Source organism: Pseudoduganella violacea (assembly GCF_014191875.1).
GTDB lineage: Bacteria > Pseudomonadota > Gammaproteobacteria > Burkholderiales > Burkholderiaceae_D > Rugamonas > Rugamonas violacea_A.
Map to the genome: position 1 here is coordinate 1 of NZ_JACHXD010000016.1, position 18,489 is coordinate 18,489.

1 protein-coding gene is annotated in these 18,489 nt (G+C 67.8%); it reads left to right on the forward strand.

What is annotated here, in order from left to right:
* The coding region (locus FHS03_RS22105) for a non-ribosomal peptide synthetase (protein ID WP_183443098.1) at positions 1 to 18,480 on the forward strand (18,480 nt) is incomplete at its 5' end.
* Between the last annotated feature and the right edge of the window lie 9 nt (positions 18,481 to 18,489).

Consider the following 18,489-nt stretch of genomic DNA (forward strand, 5'->3'; position numbering starts at 1 on the left):
ACGCGGGAACGCTTCCTGCCCGATCCCTTTGCCGCCACGCCCGGCGCGCGCATGTATAAAACCGGTGACTTGGGGCGCTGGCTGGCTGATGGCCGTATCGAATTCCTGGGCCGGAACGACCATCAGGTGAAGATACGCGGCCTGCGCATTGAGCTGGGCGAGATCGAAGCGCAGCTGCTGCGCCAGCCCGGGGTGCGCGAGACGGCGGTGCTGGCGCGCGAAGACCAGGCAGGCGAACAGCGTCTGGTGGCTTACGTGGTGGGCGCGGACCTGGACGCGCAAGCCTTGCGCGACGGCCTGGCACGCGAACTGCCGGAATACATGGTGCCCTCGGCCTTTGTGCCCTTGGATGCCTTGCCGCTGACGCCGAACGGTAAGCTGGACCGGCAAGCCTTGCCGGCGCCGGAAGGTGCAAGCTATGGCCAGCGAACCTACGCGCCGCCGCAGGGGGCGACCGAAGAGGCGCTGGCGCGCATCTGGTGCGAGTTGCTGCATCTGCCGCAGGTGGGGCGCAACGACCACTTCTTCGAATTGGGCGGCCATTCGCTGTTGGCGGTGCAGTTGGTCGAGCGGTTGCGCCAGCAAGGTTTGCAGACCGATATCCGCATGCTGTTTGCCCAGCCCACGCTGGCGGCGCTGGCGGGCGCCGCGAATGAGGCGGCGCTAGGCGGCGAGGTTACGGTGCCACCCAACGCTATTCCGGCTGGCTGCACGGCCATCACGCCGGACATGCTGCCCCTGGTGCGGCTCGGCGCGCGCGATATTGCGCGCATTGCCGCCACTGTGCCGGGCGGCGCGGCGAATATCCAGGATATCTATCCCGTAGCGCCGCTGCAGGAAGGCATCCTGTTCCACCACCTGTTGCAAGGGCAAGGCGATCCTTACCTATCTTCGGCAACGCTGGCTTTCGATTCGCGCGAGCGTCTGGACGGTTTTGTCAGCGCCTTGCAGCAGGTGATCGACCGGCATGATGTGCTGCGCACGTCCGTATTGTGGGAAGGCTTGCCGGAGCCGGTGCAAGTGGTTTGGCGCGAGGCGCGCTTTGAGGTGGAAGCACCCGAACTGGCCGAAGGCGACAAACTGGCCCAGCTCACGGAACTGGCCAGCCCGCGCCACTTCCGCCTGGATATGCGTAAGGCGCCGCTGCTGCATGGCTTTGCCACATTCGACGAGGAGCGCCAATGCTGGCTGCTGCAATGGCTGCTGCACCATATGGTGATCGACCACACCACGCTCGATGTGCTGTTCCAGGAAGTCGCTTTGATCCAGGCTGGCCGGGCGCCAGAGCTGCCCGCGCCGGTCCCGTTCCGCAATTTTGTCGCCCAGGCGCGCCGGGAGGGACGGCAGCAGGAACATGAAGCCTTCTTCCGCCGCATGCTGGGCGATGTCGAAGAAGCGACTGCACCGTTTGGCCTGAGCGACGTGAAGGGCGACGGTAGCCAGATCGAAGAGTTGCAGCGCCGTCTGTCGCCGGTGCTGTCCCAGCGTTTGCGCCGCCAGGCAAGGGCTGCGGGCGTGAGTCCCGCCAGCCTGTTCCACTGGGCTTGGGCGCGCGTGCTGGCGCGTGCTACCGGACGTGATGATGTGGTGTTCGGCACCGTGCTGTTCGGCCGCATGCAGGGCGGCGAGGGCGCAGACCGCGCCATGGGCCTGTTTATCAACACCTTGCCCTTGCGCGTGCGCTGCGGAGCGGCCGGCGTGCAGGAGGAAATCCGCGCGTTGCATGCTCAATTGCTGGAACTGGTGCAGCATGAGCATGCGCCGCTATCGCTGGCGCAGCGTTGCAGCGGCACGGGACGTGGCAAACCGCTGTTCTCGGCCCTGCTGAATTACCGCCACAGCGCGGCGCGCGAGGAAGCGCAGGAGGTGCGCTGGGATGAAGGCATTGAAGTGCTGTCGGCACAGGAGCGCACCAATTATCCGTTTGGCCTGTCCGTCGACGATCTGGGGCAGGACTTCCTGTTGACGATCCAGCTTGCGCCGCCAGCGGACGCGCGGCTGATCTGCGATGAAATCCGCCAGGATCTGGAAGCGTTGGCGGACGCGCTGGAGCAGGGCAAGGAACTGGCGGGCGAAGCGCATGGCGCTGCCTGGAGCAAGCCGCAGCGCAGCTTCCCGCAACCCTTGTGCATACATGAACTGTTTGAGCTGCAGGTGGCGCGCCACCCGGATGCCGTGGCCGTCGTGTACGAAGGCGAGCAGCTCAGCTACGGCGCACTCAATGCGCGCGCCAACCGTCTGGCGCATCATCTGCGCGCGCTGGGCGTGGAACCGGACGATCGGGTCGGCATCTGCCTGCAGCGTGGTCTCGATATGGTCGTGGCGATTGTCGCGGTGCTGAAGGCCGGTGGTGGCTATGTGCCGATGGACCCGGCCTATCCGGCTGCTCGCCTGGCGCATATATTGCAGGATAGCGCGCCCAAAGTACTGTTGACGCATGGCGCGGCCAGCGATGCCCTGCACGATATCGTGGCGGAGGTGCCGCGCCTCGATCTGGACATGGCAGATGCATGGTTGGCGCAGCCGGACAGTAATCCTTCGGTGCAGGCAACCGGGTTGCGGCCAGGGCATCTGGCTTATGTGATTTACACCTCGGGTTCGACCGGCGTGCCGAAAGGCGTAATGGTGGAGCATGCCAATGTCACGCGCCTGTTCGCCGCCACCGGCGACTGGTTCGACTTCGGCGCCGACGATGTGTGGACGCTGTTCCACTCCTGCGCCTTCGACTTCTCGGTCTGGGAATTGTGGGGGGCATTGCTGCACGGCGGCCGCCTGGTGGTGGTGCCGCAAGCCACGGCGCGCGCGCCGGACGAGTTCTATCGCCTGGTCTGCCGCGAAGGCGTGACGGTGTTGAACCAGACGCCAGGCGCTTTCCGCCAGTTTATTGCCAGCCAGGCCGAAAGCAGCGAGGCGCATGCCTTGCGCTATGTGATCTTCGGCGGCGAAGCCTTGCAGCCGGCCATGCTCAAGCCCTGGTATGCCCGCAATGGCGAAAACACGCGGCTGGTCAATATGTACGGCATTACCGAAACCACGGTCCATGTCACCTATCGCGCGTTGACGCCGGCAGACACTGAACGCAGCGGCAGCCCGATCGGCGTGCCGATTCCCGACCTTAGCGTCCAGGTGCTCGATGCGCAAGGCCGTCCAGTGCCGGCGGGCGCGGTTGGCGAAATGTATGTGGGTGGGGCCGGCGTGGCGCGCGGCTACCTGAACCGCGAGGAACTGAGCGCTGAGCGTTTCATCCCCGACCCGTCCCAGCCCGGCAGCGGCGCGCGACTTTACCGCAGCGGCGACCTGGGACGCCGGCTGGCCGATGGCTCCATCGAATTCGCCGGCCGTAACGACAATCAGGTGAAGATCCGCGGCTTCCGCATTGAGCTGGGCGAGATCGAAGCACGCTTGCTGCAGCTGCCCGAAGTGCGCCAGGCCGTGGTGTTGGCGCGCGAAGAGAGGCAAGGCGAGAAGCGGCTGGTAGCGTGGGTTGTGCCGCGCGATGCCGAAGCGGCGCCGGATGGCGTGGCCCTGCGCCGGCAACTGGCGCAGCAGCTGCCGGACTATATGGTGCCTGCGCACCTGGTATTCCTGCCCCAGTTGCCGTTGACCAGTCACGGCAAACTGGATCGGGACGCATTGCCGGAACCGGATGAAGCACGCAACGAGGAAGGCTATGTCGCCCCGCGCAACGCGGCGGAAGAATCACTGGCCTCGATCTGGGCCGAAGTGCTGGCCATCGACAAGGTCGGCGTTCACGACACCTTCTTCGCACTGGGCGGCGACTCGATGCGCAGCATCGCCATCGTTTCCAGGGCGCGCGAACGCGGCCTGCCGCTGGCGATCGAGCATATATTCAGCCACCGCACGGTGGCCGGCATTGTGGCGGCGCTGGGCATGAACGACGCATCTTCGCAGGTAGCCGCTGTCGCCAGCCTGGAATTGGCGGAAGCCGACTGCGCGGCGTTGCCCGAGGAGGTGGAGGATGCCTATGAGCTGAGCAGCCTGCAACTGGGTATGCTCTTCCATAACCAGATGTCGGACGACGGCAGCGTGTATCACGATGTGTTCAGCCATCACCTGCGGGTCGAAGGCTGGAATGCCGAGACCTTCCAGCGCGCGCTCGATCTGGTGGCGGCGCGCCATCCCGTATTGCGCACGGCTTTCGACCTGCGCGGCTACAGCGTGCCGCTGCAGCTGGTGTTCAGCAATGCGCGCATCGTGGCGGCTGTGAGCGATATCTCGGCGCAGCCGGCCGCGCAGCAGGAAGAGCTGATCAAGGACTGGCTGGTGCGGGAGCGCAGCAATTCCTTCGCACTAGGCCAGGCCCCGATGTTCCGCGTTTTCGTTCACACTCGCGCGCAGGAACATATTCAGCTTACCCTGAGCTTCCACCACGCGATTCTCGATGGCTGGAGCGTGGCCTCGATGGTGACGGAACTGCTCCAGACCTATCAGGAGCTGGCCAGCGGGCAGGACGTGCCGCGCGCCGCCCTGGCCTCGGCTTTCCGCGATGCGGTGGCGGTGGAGAAGGCGGCATTGGCGTCGCCTGCAGCGCAATCGTTCTGGCAAGAGTATCTGGCGGATCACACCGTGGGCAGCCTGCCGCCGCTGGATGAAAGAGAAGAGCCGGCCGGACGCGGAGTGGCGCTTGCGCTGCCGGACGGCCTTGCCGTTGAATTGGCATCCCTGGCGCGCCGCCTGCACGTGCCGCTGCGTACCTTGCTGCTGGCGGCCCATGTCCGCGTAATGGCGTTGTTTACTGGCGAAAGCGATGTGCTGACCGGGATGGTCACACACTTCCGTCCTGCCGAGCAGGATGGCGACAAGGTGCTGGGCCTGTATCTGAACACGCTGCCGTTCCGCCAGCAGCTGGCGACGGAAAGCTGGAAGGAGCTGATACTGGCGACCTTCAAGTCCGAACTGGCGGTCATGCCTTATCGCGCCTATCCCTATGCCGCCATCATGCAGCAGAATGGACGGCGCGCGTTGTTCGATACGGCTTTTAACTTCGTCAACTTCCACGTCTACGAAGGCTTGAATGGGGCGAAGACGTTTGAGTTCCTGGAGGGCCAGGCTTTTGAGGCGACCAACCATGCGCTGACCTTCAATGCGGCGCAGGAGGGCACGGAACTGAAGCTCTCGCTGCAGCGCGATCCGGCACGTGTGTCCGCGGCGCTGACCACCCGTATGGCGCATAGCTACAGCCTGGTGCTGCAAGCGATGGCGCGCGACGCCGATGCGGACAGCCAGAACGCCATCTTGCTCGGCGCAGAGGAGTATGAGCAAGTGCTGCGCGGCTGGAACCGCACCCAGCGCGATTACCGCCGCGACCTGTGCCTGCACGAGATCGTCGAAGAGCAGGTCCGTCTGCGGCCGCAGGCCGTGGCGGTGGAGGATGGCGAACGCCGCCTGAGCTACCGCGAGCTGGATGAACAGGCCAACCAACTGGCGCGTCATTTGCGCGCCATGGGCGTGGGGCCGGACCAGCGCGTGGCGCTGTGCCTGGAACGTGGCGCGGACATGGTACTGGGCTTGCTGGCCGTGCTGAAGGCGGGCGGCGCTTATGTGCCGCTCGATCCCGGCTATCCGGCCGAACGCCTGGCCTTCATGCTGTGCGACAGCGCGCCGCGCGTGCTGCTGACGCAGGGCGCGGTGGCCGAAAGCCTGGCGCTGCCGGAGGACTTGCCGGTGCTGTATCTGGATGGTGCCGATCAACCCTGGCAGAAACTGTCTGCGCAGGCCTTGCCGGTGGCGGAACTGGGCTTGACGCCATCGCATCTGGCCTATGTGATCTATACCTCCGGCTCTACCGGCCAGCCCAAGGGCGTCATGAACGAGCATGCGGGCATCGTCAACCGCTTGCTGTGGATGCAGGAAGCCTATTGCCTGCAGCCGGATGAAGCGGTGCTGCAAAAGACCCCGTTCAGTTTCGACGTTTCGGTCTGGGAGTTCTTCTGGCCGTTGATGCGCGGCGCGCGCCTGGTGATGGCGCGGCCGGACGGCCACAAAGATCCGGCCTACCTGGCCGACACCGTGGCGCGGCGCGGCATCACGACGCTGCACTTCGTACCGTCGATGCTGCAAGCCTTCCTCGATAGCGGTGAAGCGGCGCGCTGCGGCAGCCTGAAACGGGTGCTGTGCAGCGGCGAAGCCTTGCCGGCCGCGCTGGCGCGGCGCTTCCTGCGGGAGCTGCCGGGCGTCCAGCTGCACAATCTCTACGGCCCGACCGAGGCGGCGGTGGACGTGACGGCCTGGCATTGCGCCGGCCCCGAGCTGCCTGACAGTATTCCGCTGGGCCGGCCCGTCGCCAACACGCGCATCTATGTGCTGGACCGGCATGGCCAGCCGGTTCCGGCCGGTGTGGCGGGAGAAATCCACATCGGTGGCGTGCAGGTGGCGCGCGGCTATCTGAACCGTCCCGAACTGACGCGGGAGCGCTTCGTGCCCGACCCATACGCCGGCGAGGACGGCGCGCGCCTGTACAAGACGGGCGACCTGGGACGCTGGCTGGCCGACGGCACGCTGGAGTACCTGGGCCGCAACGACCACCAGGTCAAGTTGCGCGGCCAGCGCATCGAACTGGGCGAGATCGAGGCGCAACTGCTGCGCCAGCCCGGCGTGCGCGAGGCCGTAGCGCTGGCACGCGAGGACAATCCGGGCGATCAGCGCCTGGTGGCGTATCTGGTGGCGGACGTGCCCGATCTGGCTGCGCTGCGTTCCGCGCTGGCGCGCGTGCTGCCCGAGCCTATGGTGCCGGCGGCCTTCGTGCTGCTGGACCAGCTGCCGCTGACGCCGAACGGAAAGCTGGACCGGAAAGCCTTGCCGGCGCCCGAGGGCGCGGCCTATGCGCAGCACCCCTACGAAGCACCACAGGGCGACACGGAAGTGGCGCTGGCGCGCATCTGGACCGAGCTGCTGCGGCAGGAGCAGGTGGGCCGCCACGACCACTTCTTCGAACTGGGCGGCCATTCCCTGCTGGCCGTGCAGCTGATGGAGCGCATGCGGCGCGATGGCATGTATGCCGATATTCGCACGTTGTTTGCCCGGCCCACGCTAGCCGAGCTGGCCACGGCCGTGCAGGCGGCCGCCCACAGCGGGTGGCGCGATGTGGTGGCGCCGCCAAACCTGATTCCAGCCGGCTGTGCCGCGATCACGCCTGAGATGCTGCCGCTGGTGAAACTGGACCGGCAGCAGATTGCCCTGATTGCCGCTACGGTGTCCGGCGGGATGGTCAATATCAAGGACATTTATCCGCTCGCGCCACTGCAGGAAGGTATGTTGTTCCACCACCTGCTGCAAGCCAAGGGCGATGCCTATCTGCTTTCCGCGACCCTGGCCTTCGACAGCCAGGCGCGGATGGATGCCTTCGTCAGCGCCTTCCAGCAGGCGGCGTCGCGGCATGACGCGCTGCGTACCGCGCTGGTATGGGAAGGCTTGCCTGAACCGGTGCAGGTGGTGTGGCGTGAAGCCATCTGCGAGGTCGAGCCGCTGGAACTGGAAGGCGATGACATCGCCGCGGCGTTGCGCGAGCATGCCGATCCGCGCCATTTCAGCCTGGACCTGTCGCGCGCGCCGCTGATGCACGGCTTCAGCGCTTACGACGCCAAAGGCCGGCGCTGGCTGCTGCAGCTGCTGCTGCACCATATCGTCACCGACCACACCACGCTCGACGTGCTGTTCGAGGAAATCGCCCTGATTCTGGCGGGACGGGAAACGGAGCTGGGCGAGCCTGTGCCATTCCGTAATTTCGTGGCCCAGGCACGGCTTGGCGTCAGCGAAAGGGAGCACGAGGAATTCTTCCGCCGCATGCTGGGCGATGTGGATGAAACCACGGCGCCATTCGGCCTGGCCGATATGCAAGGCGATGGCTCCAACGTGGACGAGGCGCGCATTCAGGTCGAGCCGGAGCTGGCGGCGCGCCTGCGCGCCCAGGCACGCCGTCTGGGCGTGAGTCCGGGCAGCCTGTTCCACCTGGCCTGGGCGCAAGTCTTGTCGCGCACCAGCGGCCGCGCCGACGTGGTGTTCGGCACGGCGTTGTTCGGCCGCATGCGCGGCGGCAGCGGCGCGGACCGCGCGCTCGGTTTGCTGATGAATACCTTGCCGGTGCGCTTGAAACTGGATGACACTCCGGTCGCGCAAGCGGTGCGCGCCACCCACGCCGCGTTGGCCGAGCTGTTGCATCACGAGCATGCGCCTTTGTCGCTGGCCCAGCGCTGCAGCGGCATGCCGCCATCGGTGCCGCTGTTCTCGGCGGGCTTCAACTATCGCCATAGCGCAGGTGGGCAGCAGCAATGGGAAGGGATGGAAGTACTGCACGGCGAAGAGCTGAGCAATTTCCCGCTGGTGCTGAAGACCGACGATCTGGGCGAAGACTTCCTGCTGACGGCCAATTCGCAGCGCCCCATCGATCCGCTGCGGGTCTGCCACTACATGCACACGGCGCTGGAAAGCCTGGCGCAGGCGCTGGAGCATAAACCCGACACCGCGGCACGCGCGCTGAATATCCTGCCGCCGGAAGAACGGCGGCAACTGATTCATGGCTGGAACGAGACGGCTGGCGCGTATGAGCGTGAAAGCTGCATCCATCAGCTGTTCGAGCGCCAAGCCGCGCTGACGCCGCAAGCGAGCGCGCTGGTGGTCGACGGCGGCGTGACGCTGAGCTATGGCGAACTCAATGAAAGTGCCAATCGCCTGGCCCATCATCTGATCGCGCTGGGCGTCAAGCCGGAAACGCGGGTTGCCATCGCTTTGCCGCGCGGGGCAAACTTGCTGATCGCTTTGCTGGCCACCTTGAAGGCAGGCGGCGGCTATGTGCCGCTGGACCCGGCGTATCCTGCCGAGCGTCTGGCCTTCATGCTGGACGACAGCCGGCCGCGCGTGGTGCTGACCTTGGCCTCGCTGCAGGACCGGCTGCCCGCCAGCCGCGCCCTGTTCACCGCCACGGTGCTGGAGCTGGACGATCCGGCCGCGCCGTGGCTGCGGCGCTCCGCAGCGAATCCCCAGCCGCAGGCGCTGGGACTGAAACCTTCCAGCCTGGCGTATGTGATCTACACCTCCGGTTCCACCGGTACGCCCAAGGGCGTAATGATGGAGCACGCGGCCCTATGCAACCTGGCGCAGGCGCAGATCGCCAGTTTTGCCGCCAGCGCGGACAGCAGGGTGCTGCAATACGCCTCCTTCAGCTTTGATGGTTGCATCTTTGAAGTGGTGCTGGCGCTATGCCATGGCGGCGCGCTGGTCATGAGCGGTTCGGACCTGCCACTGGCCGGCGACAGCCTGCTGGAGATAACGGCCAAGCACGGGGTGACCCATGCGATCCTGCCGCCGGCGGTGCTGAACGCGCTGCCGGAGACGGCGCGCATGGACACTGTGCGCATGCTGGTGATGGCAGGCGAAGCGTCAGGCCAGGCCCTGGTGCGGCGCTGGGCCGAAGGCCGCATCCTGATCAACGGCTACGGACCGACGGAAACGGCGGTCTGCGCCACCGTCCATCACTGCGATGTGGCGGTGGAGGGCGATCCGCCCATCGGCAAGCCGATCGCCAACAAGCGCATTTATCTGCTGGACGAGCATGGCGAGCCGGTGCCGCTGGGCGTGGCGGGCGAAATCCATATCGCCGGCGCTGGCATTGCGCGCGGCTACCTGAACCGGCCGGAATTGAGCCAGGAGCGCTTCCTGCCCGATCCCTTCGCCGGCACGCAGGAAACGGATGCGCGCATGTACCGCAGCGGCGATCTTGGCCGCCGCCGCGCCGATGGCGGTATCGAGTTCGCCGGACGGCGCGACACGCAGGTCAAGGTGCGCGGCTTCCGCATCGAGCTGGGCGAGATCGAGGCTGCGCTGCTGACTGCACCTGGTCTGCGCCAGGCGGCGGTGGAGGCGCGCGCGGAGCATACCGGCCAGCGCCGCCTGGTGGCATACTTCAGCGCCGAGCCGGACGCCGAGTGCACGCCGGAAGCGCTGCGCGCCCATCTGGCCGCCAGCCTGCCGGAGTATATGGTGCCTGCCGCCTATGTGCGCTTGGATGCGCTGCCGTTGACGGCGAACGGAAAGCTGGACCGGCGCGCATTGCCGGCGCCTGAAGATGCGGCTTTTGGCGTACGCGTCTATGAAGCGCCGCAAGGCCCGGTCGAGACGGCGATGGCGGGCGTGTGGAGCGAATTGCTGCAAGTGGAGCGCGTGGGCCGCCGCGATAACTTCTTTGAACTGGGCGGCCACTCGCTGCTGGCGGTGCAGATGATCTCGCGCCTGCAGCAGCGCCTTGGCCTGGAATTGGCCCTGTCCGACCTGTTTGCGCAGCCGCAGCTGGCCGGTTTCGCCAGCCTGGCACGCGAGACGCCGGCCGATGCGCGCCAGGCCATCGTGGCCGCCGCGCGGCCGGCGCGGCTGCCCGCGTCCTTTGCCCAGCAGCGTCTCTGGTTCATCGCCCAGTTGGGCGAAGCCGCCAGCGCCGCCTACCACATCACCGGCGGCATGCGTCTGCGCGGGCCGCTGGACGAGGCGGCGCTGCAGGCCGCGCTGGACCGCATCGTGCAGCGCCATGAGGTGCTGCGTACCCGCCTGGTATTGGAGGAGGGCGAAACGGTGCAGCGCATCGATAGCGACGCGCGCTTTGTGCTGAGCCGCCATGATCTTGCCGACGCTGGACAGGAGCAGGCGCTCGCTGAATGGCGCCAGGTGGAAGCGGCCACGCCGCTCGACCTGGAGCACGGCCCGCTGATCCGCGCCCGATTGCTGCGCTGCGCCGCCGAGGAGCATGTGTTGCTGCTGACACTGCACCACGTGGTGTCGGACGGCTGGTCCATGGGCGTGCTGGCGCGCGAATTCAGCGCCCTGTATCAGGCCTACGCCGTGGATGGCGTGGCCGCGCACAGCGATCCGCTGGAGTCTTTGCCGGTGCAGTACGCCGATTATGCGATATGGCAGCGCGGCTGGCTGGCAGGCGCGGTGGGCCAGCAGCAGCTCGACTACTGGAAGCGGCAGCTGGCGGGCGCGCCGGCGCTGATCGGACTGGCCACCGACCATCCACGTCCGGCGCAGCAGGATTATCGCGGCCAGAGCCTGTCCTTCGAGCTCGATGCGAAGCTGACGACATCGCTCAAAGCGCTGGCGCGCAAGCACGGCGTCACCTTATATATGACGGTGCTGGCCGGCTGGGCGGCGCTGGCGGCGCGTCTGGCGGGGCAGGACGAAGTGGTCATCGGATCGCCGCTGGCGAACCGAGGCCGCGCCGAACTGGAACCGCTGATTGGCCTGTTCGTCAACACGGTGGCGCTGCGTCTGGATCTGGAAGGCGCGCCAAGCGCCGGCCAGTTGCTGGCGCAGGTCAAGCAGCGCGTGCTGGAAGCCCAGAACAATCAGGACGTGCCTTTTGAACAGGTGGTGGAGGCGCTCAATCCCGAGCGCGCAATGGGCTATAGCGCCATCTTCCAGTTGATGCTGGCTTGGCAGAATATGCCGCAGCCGGCGCTGCGCCTGGGCGATCTGGCGCTGGAGGAGCTGGAGGAACGCGAAGACCGCAGCACGCCGTTCGATCTCTCTTTGACCATGGCGGAAACCGGGGATCGCATTGTCGGCACCATGGAGTACGCTGCCGCCCTGTATGAACGGGCGACGGTGGAGCGCCACCTGGACCAGCTGCGCCGTGTGCTCGAGGGCATGGCGCGCGATGATGGCCAGGCGGTGGACCGCATTGCGCTGCTCGACGGCGCTGGCGTGGCCGCGTTGCACGCGGCATGGCGGCATAACCGTGCCGCCTATCCGGACCAGGTCTGCGCGCACCAGCTGTTCGAGCTCCAGGCGGCGCGCGCGCCCCATGCGACTGCGCTGGAACACGAAGGCCGTCGCCTCAGTTATGGCATGTTGAACGAGCGCGCCAACAAGCTGGCCCACCATCTGCGCGCCCTGGGCCTGCAGCCCGATCAGCGTGTTGCGATCCGCATTGGCCGCAGCATTGACATGGTCGTGGCCTTGCTGGCGGTGCTGAAGGCGGGTGGCGCCTACGTGCCGCTGGACCCGGCGTATCCGCAGGAACGCGCGGAGTATATGCTGGAGGACAGCGCTCCGCTGGCCCTGCTGACGCTCTCCACCCTGCGCGGTGGCGTGCGGACTCCGCCATCCATGCCGGTGCTGGAAATCGACCGGCCGCTGGCGGGCTGGCAGGATCTGCCGGCGCGCAATCCCGAACCGGCGGCCATCGGCCTGCATAACCGTCATCTGGCCTATGTGATCTACACCTCCGGCTCGACCGGCAGGCCGAAGGGCGTGCTGATCGAACACCGCGGCCTGTGCAACCAGATCGCGGCCCTGCAGTCGCTGTATGGGTTGAACGCGGCCGACCGCGTGCTGCAGTTTGCGGCGCCGGGCTTCGATATGTCGGTCGAGGAAATCTTCGGCGCTTTGCTGAGCGGCGCCACGCTGGTGCTGGCGACGCCGGAATGGATCAGCGACGCGCAGCGCTGGAGCGAGCTGGCCGCCGCCCATGGTCTGACGGTGGCCAACTTGCCCACCCTGTTCTGGCAGCAGCTGGCGCAGGCGCCGCAAGCGGCGCTGCCGCCGGCGCTGCGCCAGATCAGTATCGGCGGCGAAGGCGTCGGCGCGGCCGCGCTGGCGGCCTGGTGGCAGCGTCCGGGCCATCGTCCGGCCCTGTTCAACGCCTATGGTCCGACCGAGGCCACGGTGAACGCCAGCATTCTGCTGTGCGCCCCGGATAGCCATCCGCGCTCCATCGGCCGTCCGTTGCCGAATACCCCGGTCTACCTGCTGGACCGCCATGGCCAGCCGGTGCCGCCGGGCGTCGCGGGCGAGCTGTATATCGGCGGGCCGGGCGTGGCGCGCGCCTACCTGAACCTGCCGCAGCTCAGCGGCGAGCGCTTCCTGCCCGATTCCTTTGCGGACGCGGCGGAGGCGCGCATGTACCGCAGCGGCGACCTGGCGCGCTGGCTGCCCGACGGCACGCTGGAATACCTGGGGCGCAACGACCACCAGGTCAAGCTGCGCGGCTTCCGCATTGAACTGGGCGAGATCGAAGCTCAGCTGGCCCGCCTGCCTGGCGTAGGCCAGGCCGTGGTGCTGGCGCGCGAGGACAGGCCGGGAGACAAGCGCCTGGTCGCGTACCTGGTGGCGGCGCAGGATGCGCCGTCGCCCGAAACGGCCTCTCTGCGCCAGGCGCTGGCCCGCGCGCTGCCGGAGTACATGCTGCCATCGGCCTTCGTGCTGCTGGAGGCCTTGCCGCAAACGCCGAACGGAAAATTGGACCGCCATGCCTTGCCAGCGCCGGACGGCGAGGCCTGGCCGGTGCGCGCTTACACCGCGCCGCAAGGCGAACTGGAACAGACGCTGGCGCGGATCTGGGCCGGGCTGCTGCGGGTGGAGCAGGTGGGCCGCGACGACAACTTCTTCGAGCTGGGAGGCCATTCGCTGCTGGGCCTGCAGTTGATGGAAGCGCTGCGCCGCCATCAGCTGCCGCTCGATATTCGGACCCTGTTCCTGCACCCTACGCTGAGCGCATTGGCCGAGGCGCTGCAGGACCCAGGCAGTGCGGGCTGGCGCGCGCTGGCGGTGCCGCCCAACGGCATTCCGGAAGGCGCCAGCACCATCACGCCGGACATGCTGCCCCTGGTGCGGCTCGATGCGCGGCAGATTGCCGCCATCGCCGCCACGGTGCCGGGCGGCGCCGCCAATATCCAAGATATTTATCCGTTGGCGCCGCTGCAGGAGGGAATTCTCTTCCATCACCTGCTGCAGCCGGAAGGCGATCCCTATCTGTCTTCGGCCATGCTGGCCTTCGACGACCGCGCGCGCCTGGACGGTTTCGTGCATGCCTTGCGCCGCGTGGCCCTGCGTCACGACGTGCTGCGCAGCGCCGTGCTGTGGGAGGACTTGCCTGAACCGGTACAGGTGGTCTGGCGCGATGCTCCCTTCCCGCTGCAGGAACTGGAACTGCCGCCCGGCGACACCGCAGCCGCGCTGCGCGCCCACGTCGATCCGGCACGCTACCGGCTGGACCTGCGCCAGGCGCCGCTGCTGCGCGGCTTCACTGCCTTCGACGCCGCCAGCGGCCGCTGGCTCTTGCTCTTGCTGGAGCATCACCTGGTCACCGACCACGCTACGCTGGACATTCTGTTCGAGGAGATGGCGCTGGTACAGGCGGGCCGGGAACAGGAGCTGGCGCCGGCCGTGCCTTACCGCGACTTCGTGGCCCAGGCAAGGCAGGGCGCCGGCGTGGCCGCGCACGAAGCCTTCTTCCGCGACATGCTGGGCGATGTGGAAGAAGCCACCGCTCCCTTCGGCTTGGGCGATGTGCGCGGCGACGGCAGCACGGTGCAGGTGGCCGAGCGTCTGCTGCCGCCGCAACTGTCGCAGCGCATCCGCAGCCAGGCGCGCTCCCAGGGCGTCAGCGCCGCGGCGCTGTTCCACTGGGCCTGGGCCCAGGTGCTGGCGCGCGCCACCGGCCGCGGCGATGTCGTCTTCGGCACCGTTTTACTGGGTCGCATGCAGGCCGGCGAGAGCGCGGGACGCGCCATGGGCTTGTTCATCAACACGCTGCCGCTGCGCGTGCGCCTGGACGAGGGCAGCTTGCAGGATGGCGTGCGCGCCACCCATCAGCAGCTGGCGCAGCTGATGCAGCACGAGCATGCCTCGCTGGCCCTGGCGCAGCGCTGCAGCGGTTTGCCGTCTTCGGTGCCGCTGTTCTCGGCCCTGCTGAATTACCGCCACAGCGCGCCACCTCTCGACGCCAGCGTGGCGCGCGTGTGGGAAGAGGGCATTGAGGTGCTGGCCGCGCAGGAACGCAGCAACTACCCCTTCAACCTGTCGGTGGACGACCGTGGGCAGGACTTTGCCGTGAGCGCCCAGATTGCCGAGACGGTTGGCGCCGAACGCGTTTGCGGCTATATGCAGCGGGCGCTGGAAGAGCTGGTGCAAGCGCTGGACCAGGCGCCGCAGCAGCCGGCTTGGCGCGGCGCCATCCTTGACGCTGCCGAGCAGCGGCGGTTGCTGGAGCTGGGCCGTGGCGCGCAGCAGGATTACCCGGAGCAGCTGTGCATCCATCAGCTGTTCGAGCTGCAGGCGCAGCGGCGCCCATGGCGCACGGCGCTGGAGCAGGATGGCCATCGCCTGGCGTATGGCGACTTGAACGAGCAGGCCAACCGGCTGGCGCGCCATTTGCTGGCGCTCGGCCTGCGGCCCGATGGTCGGGTGGCCATCTGCATGGAGCGCAGCCTGGACATGGTGGTGGCGATCCTGGCCGTGCTGAAGGCGGGCGGCGCCTATGTGCCGCTCGATCCGGCCTATCCGCAGGACCGGCTGGACTACATGCTGCGCGACAGCGCGCCCATGGCCTTGCTGACCCAGGCGATGCTGTACGTCGGCCTGGAAACGCCGGCCAGCCTGGCGGTGCTGGAACTGGACGGCGAGACGCGGCCATGGCAAAGCGCGGCGGCTGACAATCTGACGCCCGGGGAGCTGGGACTGAGCAGCCGCAATCTGGCTTATGTCATCTACACGTCCGGCTCCACCGGCCGGCCGAAAGGCGTGATGGTGGAACATCGCGGCTTGCTCAACCTCGCTGCCGAGCAAGCGGCCGTGCTGCGGGTCGATGAAGGCAGCCGCGTGCTGCAATGCGCCTCGCTGAGTTTCGACGCCAGCCTGTTCGAGATGCTGATGGCCCTGTGCCAAGGCGCTTGCCTGCATCTGCCCACGCCGGGTGCGCTGATGGCTGGATCGCTGTTGAGCGAAACCCTGGCGCGGCGGGAGATCAGCCACCTGACGGTAACGCCGGCCGTATTGCATGGCCTCGATCCGTTGGCCGCGCCGGATACGCTGCGCACCCTGGTGGTGGCGGGCGAAGCGTGTAGCGCCGAGCTGGTGGCGCGCTGGGCGCATGGACGCCGCTTCGTCAATGCCTATGGCCCGACGGAGGCGAGCATCTGGAGCAGCTACCAGATTTGCGCGGCAGGGCAGGGTCAGCCGCCCATCGGCAAGCCGATCGCCAACGCGGCGCTGTATCTGCTGGACAGCCATGGCCAGTTGCTGCCGCAAGGCGTGACCGGTGAAATCCACATTGGCGGCGTCGGTGTGGCGCGCGGCTATCTGAACCAGCCGCAGCTCACGCGCGAACGCTTTATCGACGATCCCTTCGCCATCGTCCCCGGCGCGCGCATGTACCGCTCCGGCGACCTGGGACGCTGGCTGCCGGACGGACGGCTGGAGTACATGGGCCGCAGCGACCACCAGCTCAAGCTGCGCGGCTTCCGCATCGAGCCGGGTGAGATCGAGGCCCGTCTCAGCATGCAGCCTGGCGTGCGCGGCGCCGTGGTCCTGGCGCGCCAGGACCGCTCCGGCGACAAGCGCCTGGTGGCGTATGTGCTGTGCCACGAGAAGGCCGACGCCGCCAGCGCCGCCGCCTTGCGCGAGGCGTTGGCGCAAAGCCTGCCGGAGTATATGGTGCCGGCCGCCATCGTGCCGCTGGACGCCTGGCCGCTGACGCCGAACGGCAAGCTGGATCGGCGCGCCTTGCCGGCGCCGGAGGCGGCGGCCTATGCCCAGCGCGGATATGTCGCGCCGCAGGATGGCGTCGAAGCGCTGCTGGCGCGCCTCTGGACGCAGTTGCTGGCGCAGGAGCGGGTCGGCCGCGACGACGATTTCTTCGCCCTTGGCGGCCATTCGCTGCTGGCGATCCAGCTGGCCGAAGGCTTGCGCCGCGAAGGCTGGCAGATCGAGCTGCGCGCCATCTTCGACGCGCCCGTCCTGAAGGACTTGGCCCTGCTGGCAAGGCGGACGGATGGCGCGGCGCAGTCGCCGCATCTGGTGCCGTTGCGGCTGGGCGGCGCGCGCCGTCCGCTGTTCTTCCTGCACGAGCCGACCGGGGAAGTGCTCTCGTATGAGCGCCTGTCGCGCTGCTTCGGCGACGATATCCCGATCTACGGCATCCAGGCCGGCGCGGTGGAGGCGGAACGCACGCCGCGCCTGGAAGAGCTGGCGCGGCGCTATGTAGCCGTCATGCGCGCCGTGCAGCCGCACGGCCCTTATCGCCTGGCCGGCTGGTCCGGCGGCGGCCTGCTGGCCTACGAGATGGCGGCCCAGCTGCTGGGCGAGGACGAGGCGGTGGAGTTCCTCGGCCTGATCGACAGCGGCCGTCCCGGCCACAAGCCGGCCGAGGACATGCCGGATGCACAGCAGATGCGCTGGGTCTTCCTTGAAGTGTACGCGGCCTATCTCGACACCTCGGTCGACATGCTGGCGGTGCGCGCCCTGCAGCAGCAGGGCGATATCGCGGCGGCGCTGGCGCATTGCCGGCGCGCCGGCTGGCTGCCGGCCGGCTTCACGCTGGAAGAGCTGAGCTGGCGGGCCGAACGCTTTGCCCAGCTGGTGCGCAGCTGCGCGGCCTACCAGCCGCAGTCCCTGCCCATCCACGTCCATCTGTTCGCGGCGGATGCCGCGCCGGGAGCGGATGCCAGCAGCGGCTGGGATGAGGTGCTGGGCCGCAATCTGCGCCTGGTGCCGGTGGGCGGCAGCCATAAAACCATCATGGAAGCGCCGCATATGCAAACCCTGGCCGACCGCATTCGCCATGCCTTGACCGAGGCGGAGGCGGGCGGCGCGGCGCTGGAAACGGTGGCCGACAAGGCCGCCATCATGCTGCAGGGCGGTAGCGGCGGTGGCGCGCCGCTGTTCGGCATACCGGGTGCGGGCGCCAACGTCACCTGCTTCCTGCCCCTGCTGCATGCGCTGGGCGCGGAGCAGGCGGTGCTCGGCCTGCAGGCGCGCGGCCATGACGGCCGTACGGTGCCGCATGCCAGCGTCGAGGCGGCGGCGCGCGCCTACCTGCCGGAGCTGCGCGCCGCCACGCCGCGCGGTCCGTATCGCCTGCTGGGCCACTCCTTCGGCGGCTGGATCGCGCTGGAGCTGGCGCGCCTGTTGAGCGAGGCGGGCCATGCGGTGGCGCCGGTGGTGCTGGTCGATTGCGAGCCGCCCGGCGTGGTGCGCTATTCGGACCGGCTGGCGGCCCTGAACTTGCTGATCGACCTGCTGGAAATGGACCGGGGCCAGGCCCTGGATCTGGATCGCCAGCGGTTCGCGCAGCTGGAGGCGGACGCGCAGCTGGAAATGCTGCTGGCCAGCTTGTGCGCAGCCGGCGTGTTCCCGCCGCGCACCCCGCTGGCCAAGCTGCAGGGTTTGTTGCGGGTGTTCGGCGCCAATCTGAATACCAGCTACGCGCCTGCCAGCCCGTATGCGGGACCGCTTGTGCTGCTGAACGCCGATGCCGCCGTCACCCAGGCGGGAACGCGGCGGCCGGTGGCGACGGCGCAGCAGAAGCTGGAGCGCTGGCGCCAGTACGCGCCGGCAGCCACGATGCGCGAACTACCAGGCAGCAACCATATGAATATTCTGAAAGCGCCGCATGCCGCCGTCATCGCCGCGGCGCTGAAACAGGCCTGGGGCCGGCAGGATAGCCAGTTCTTTCAAACCTCTATCAAATGAAAAGTGAGA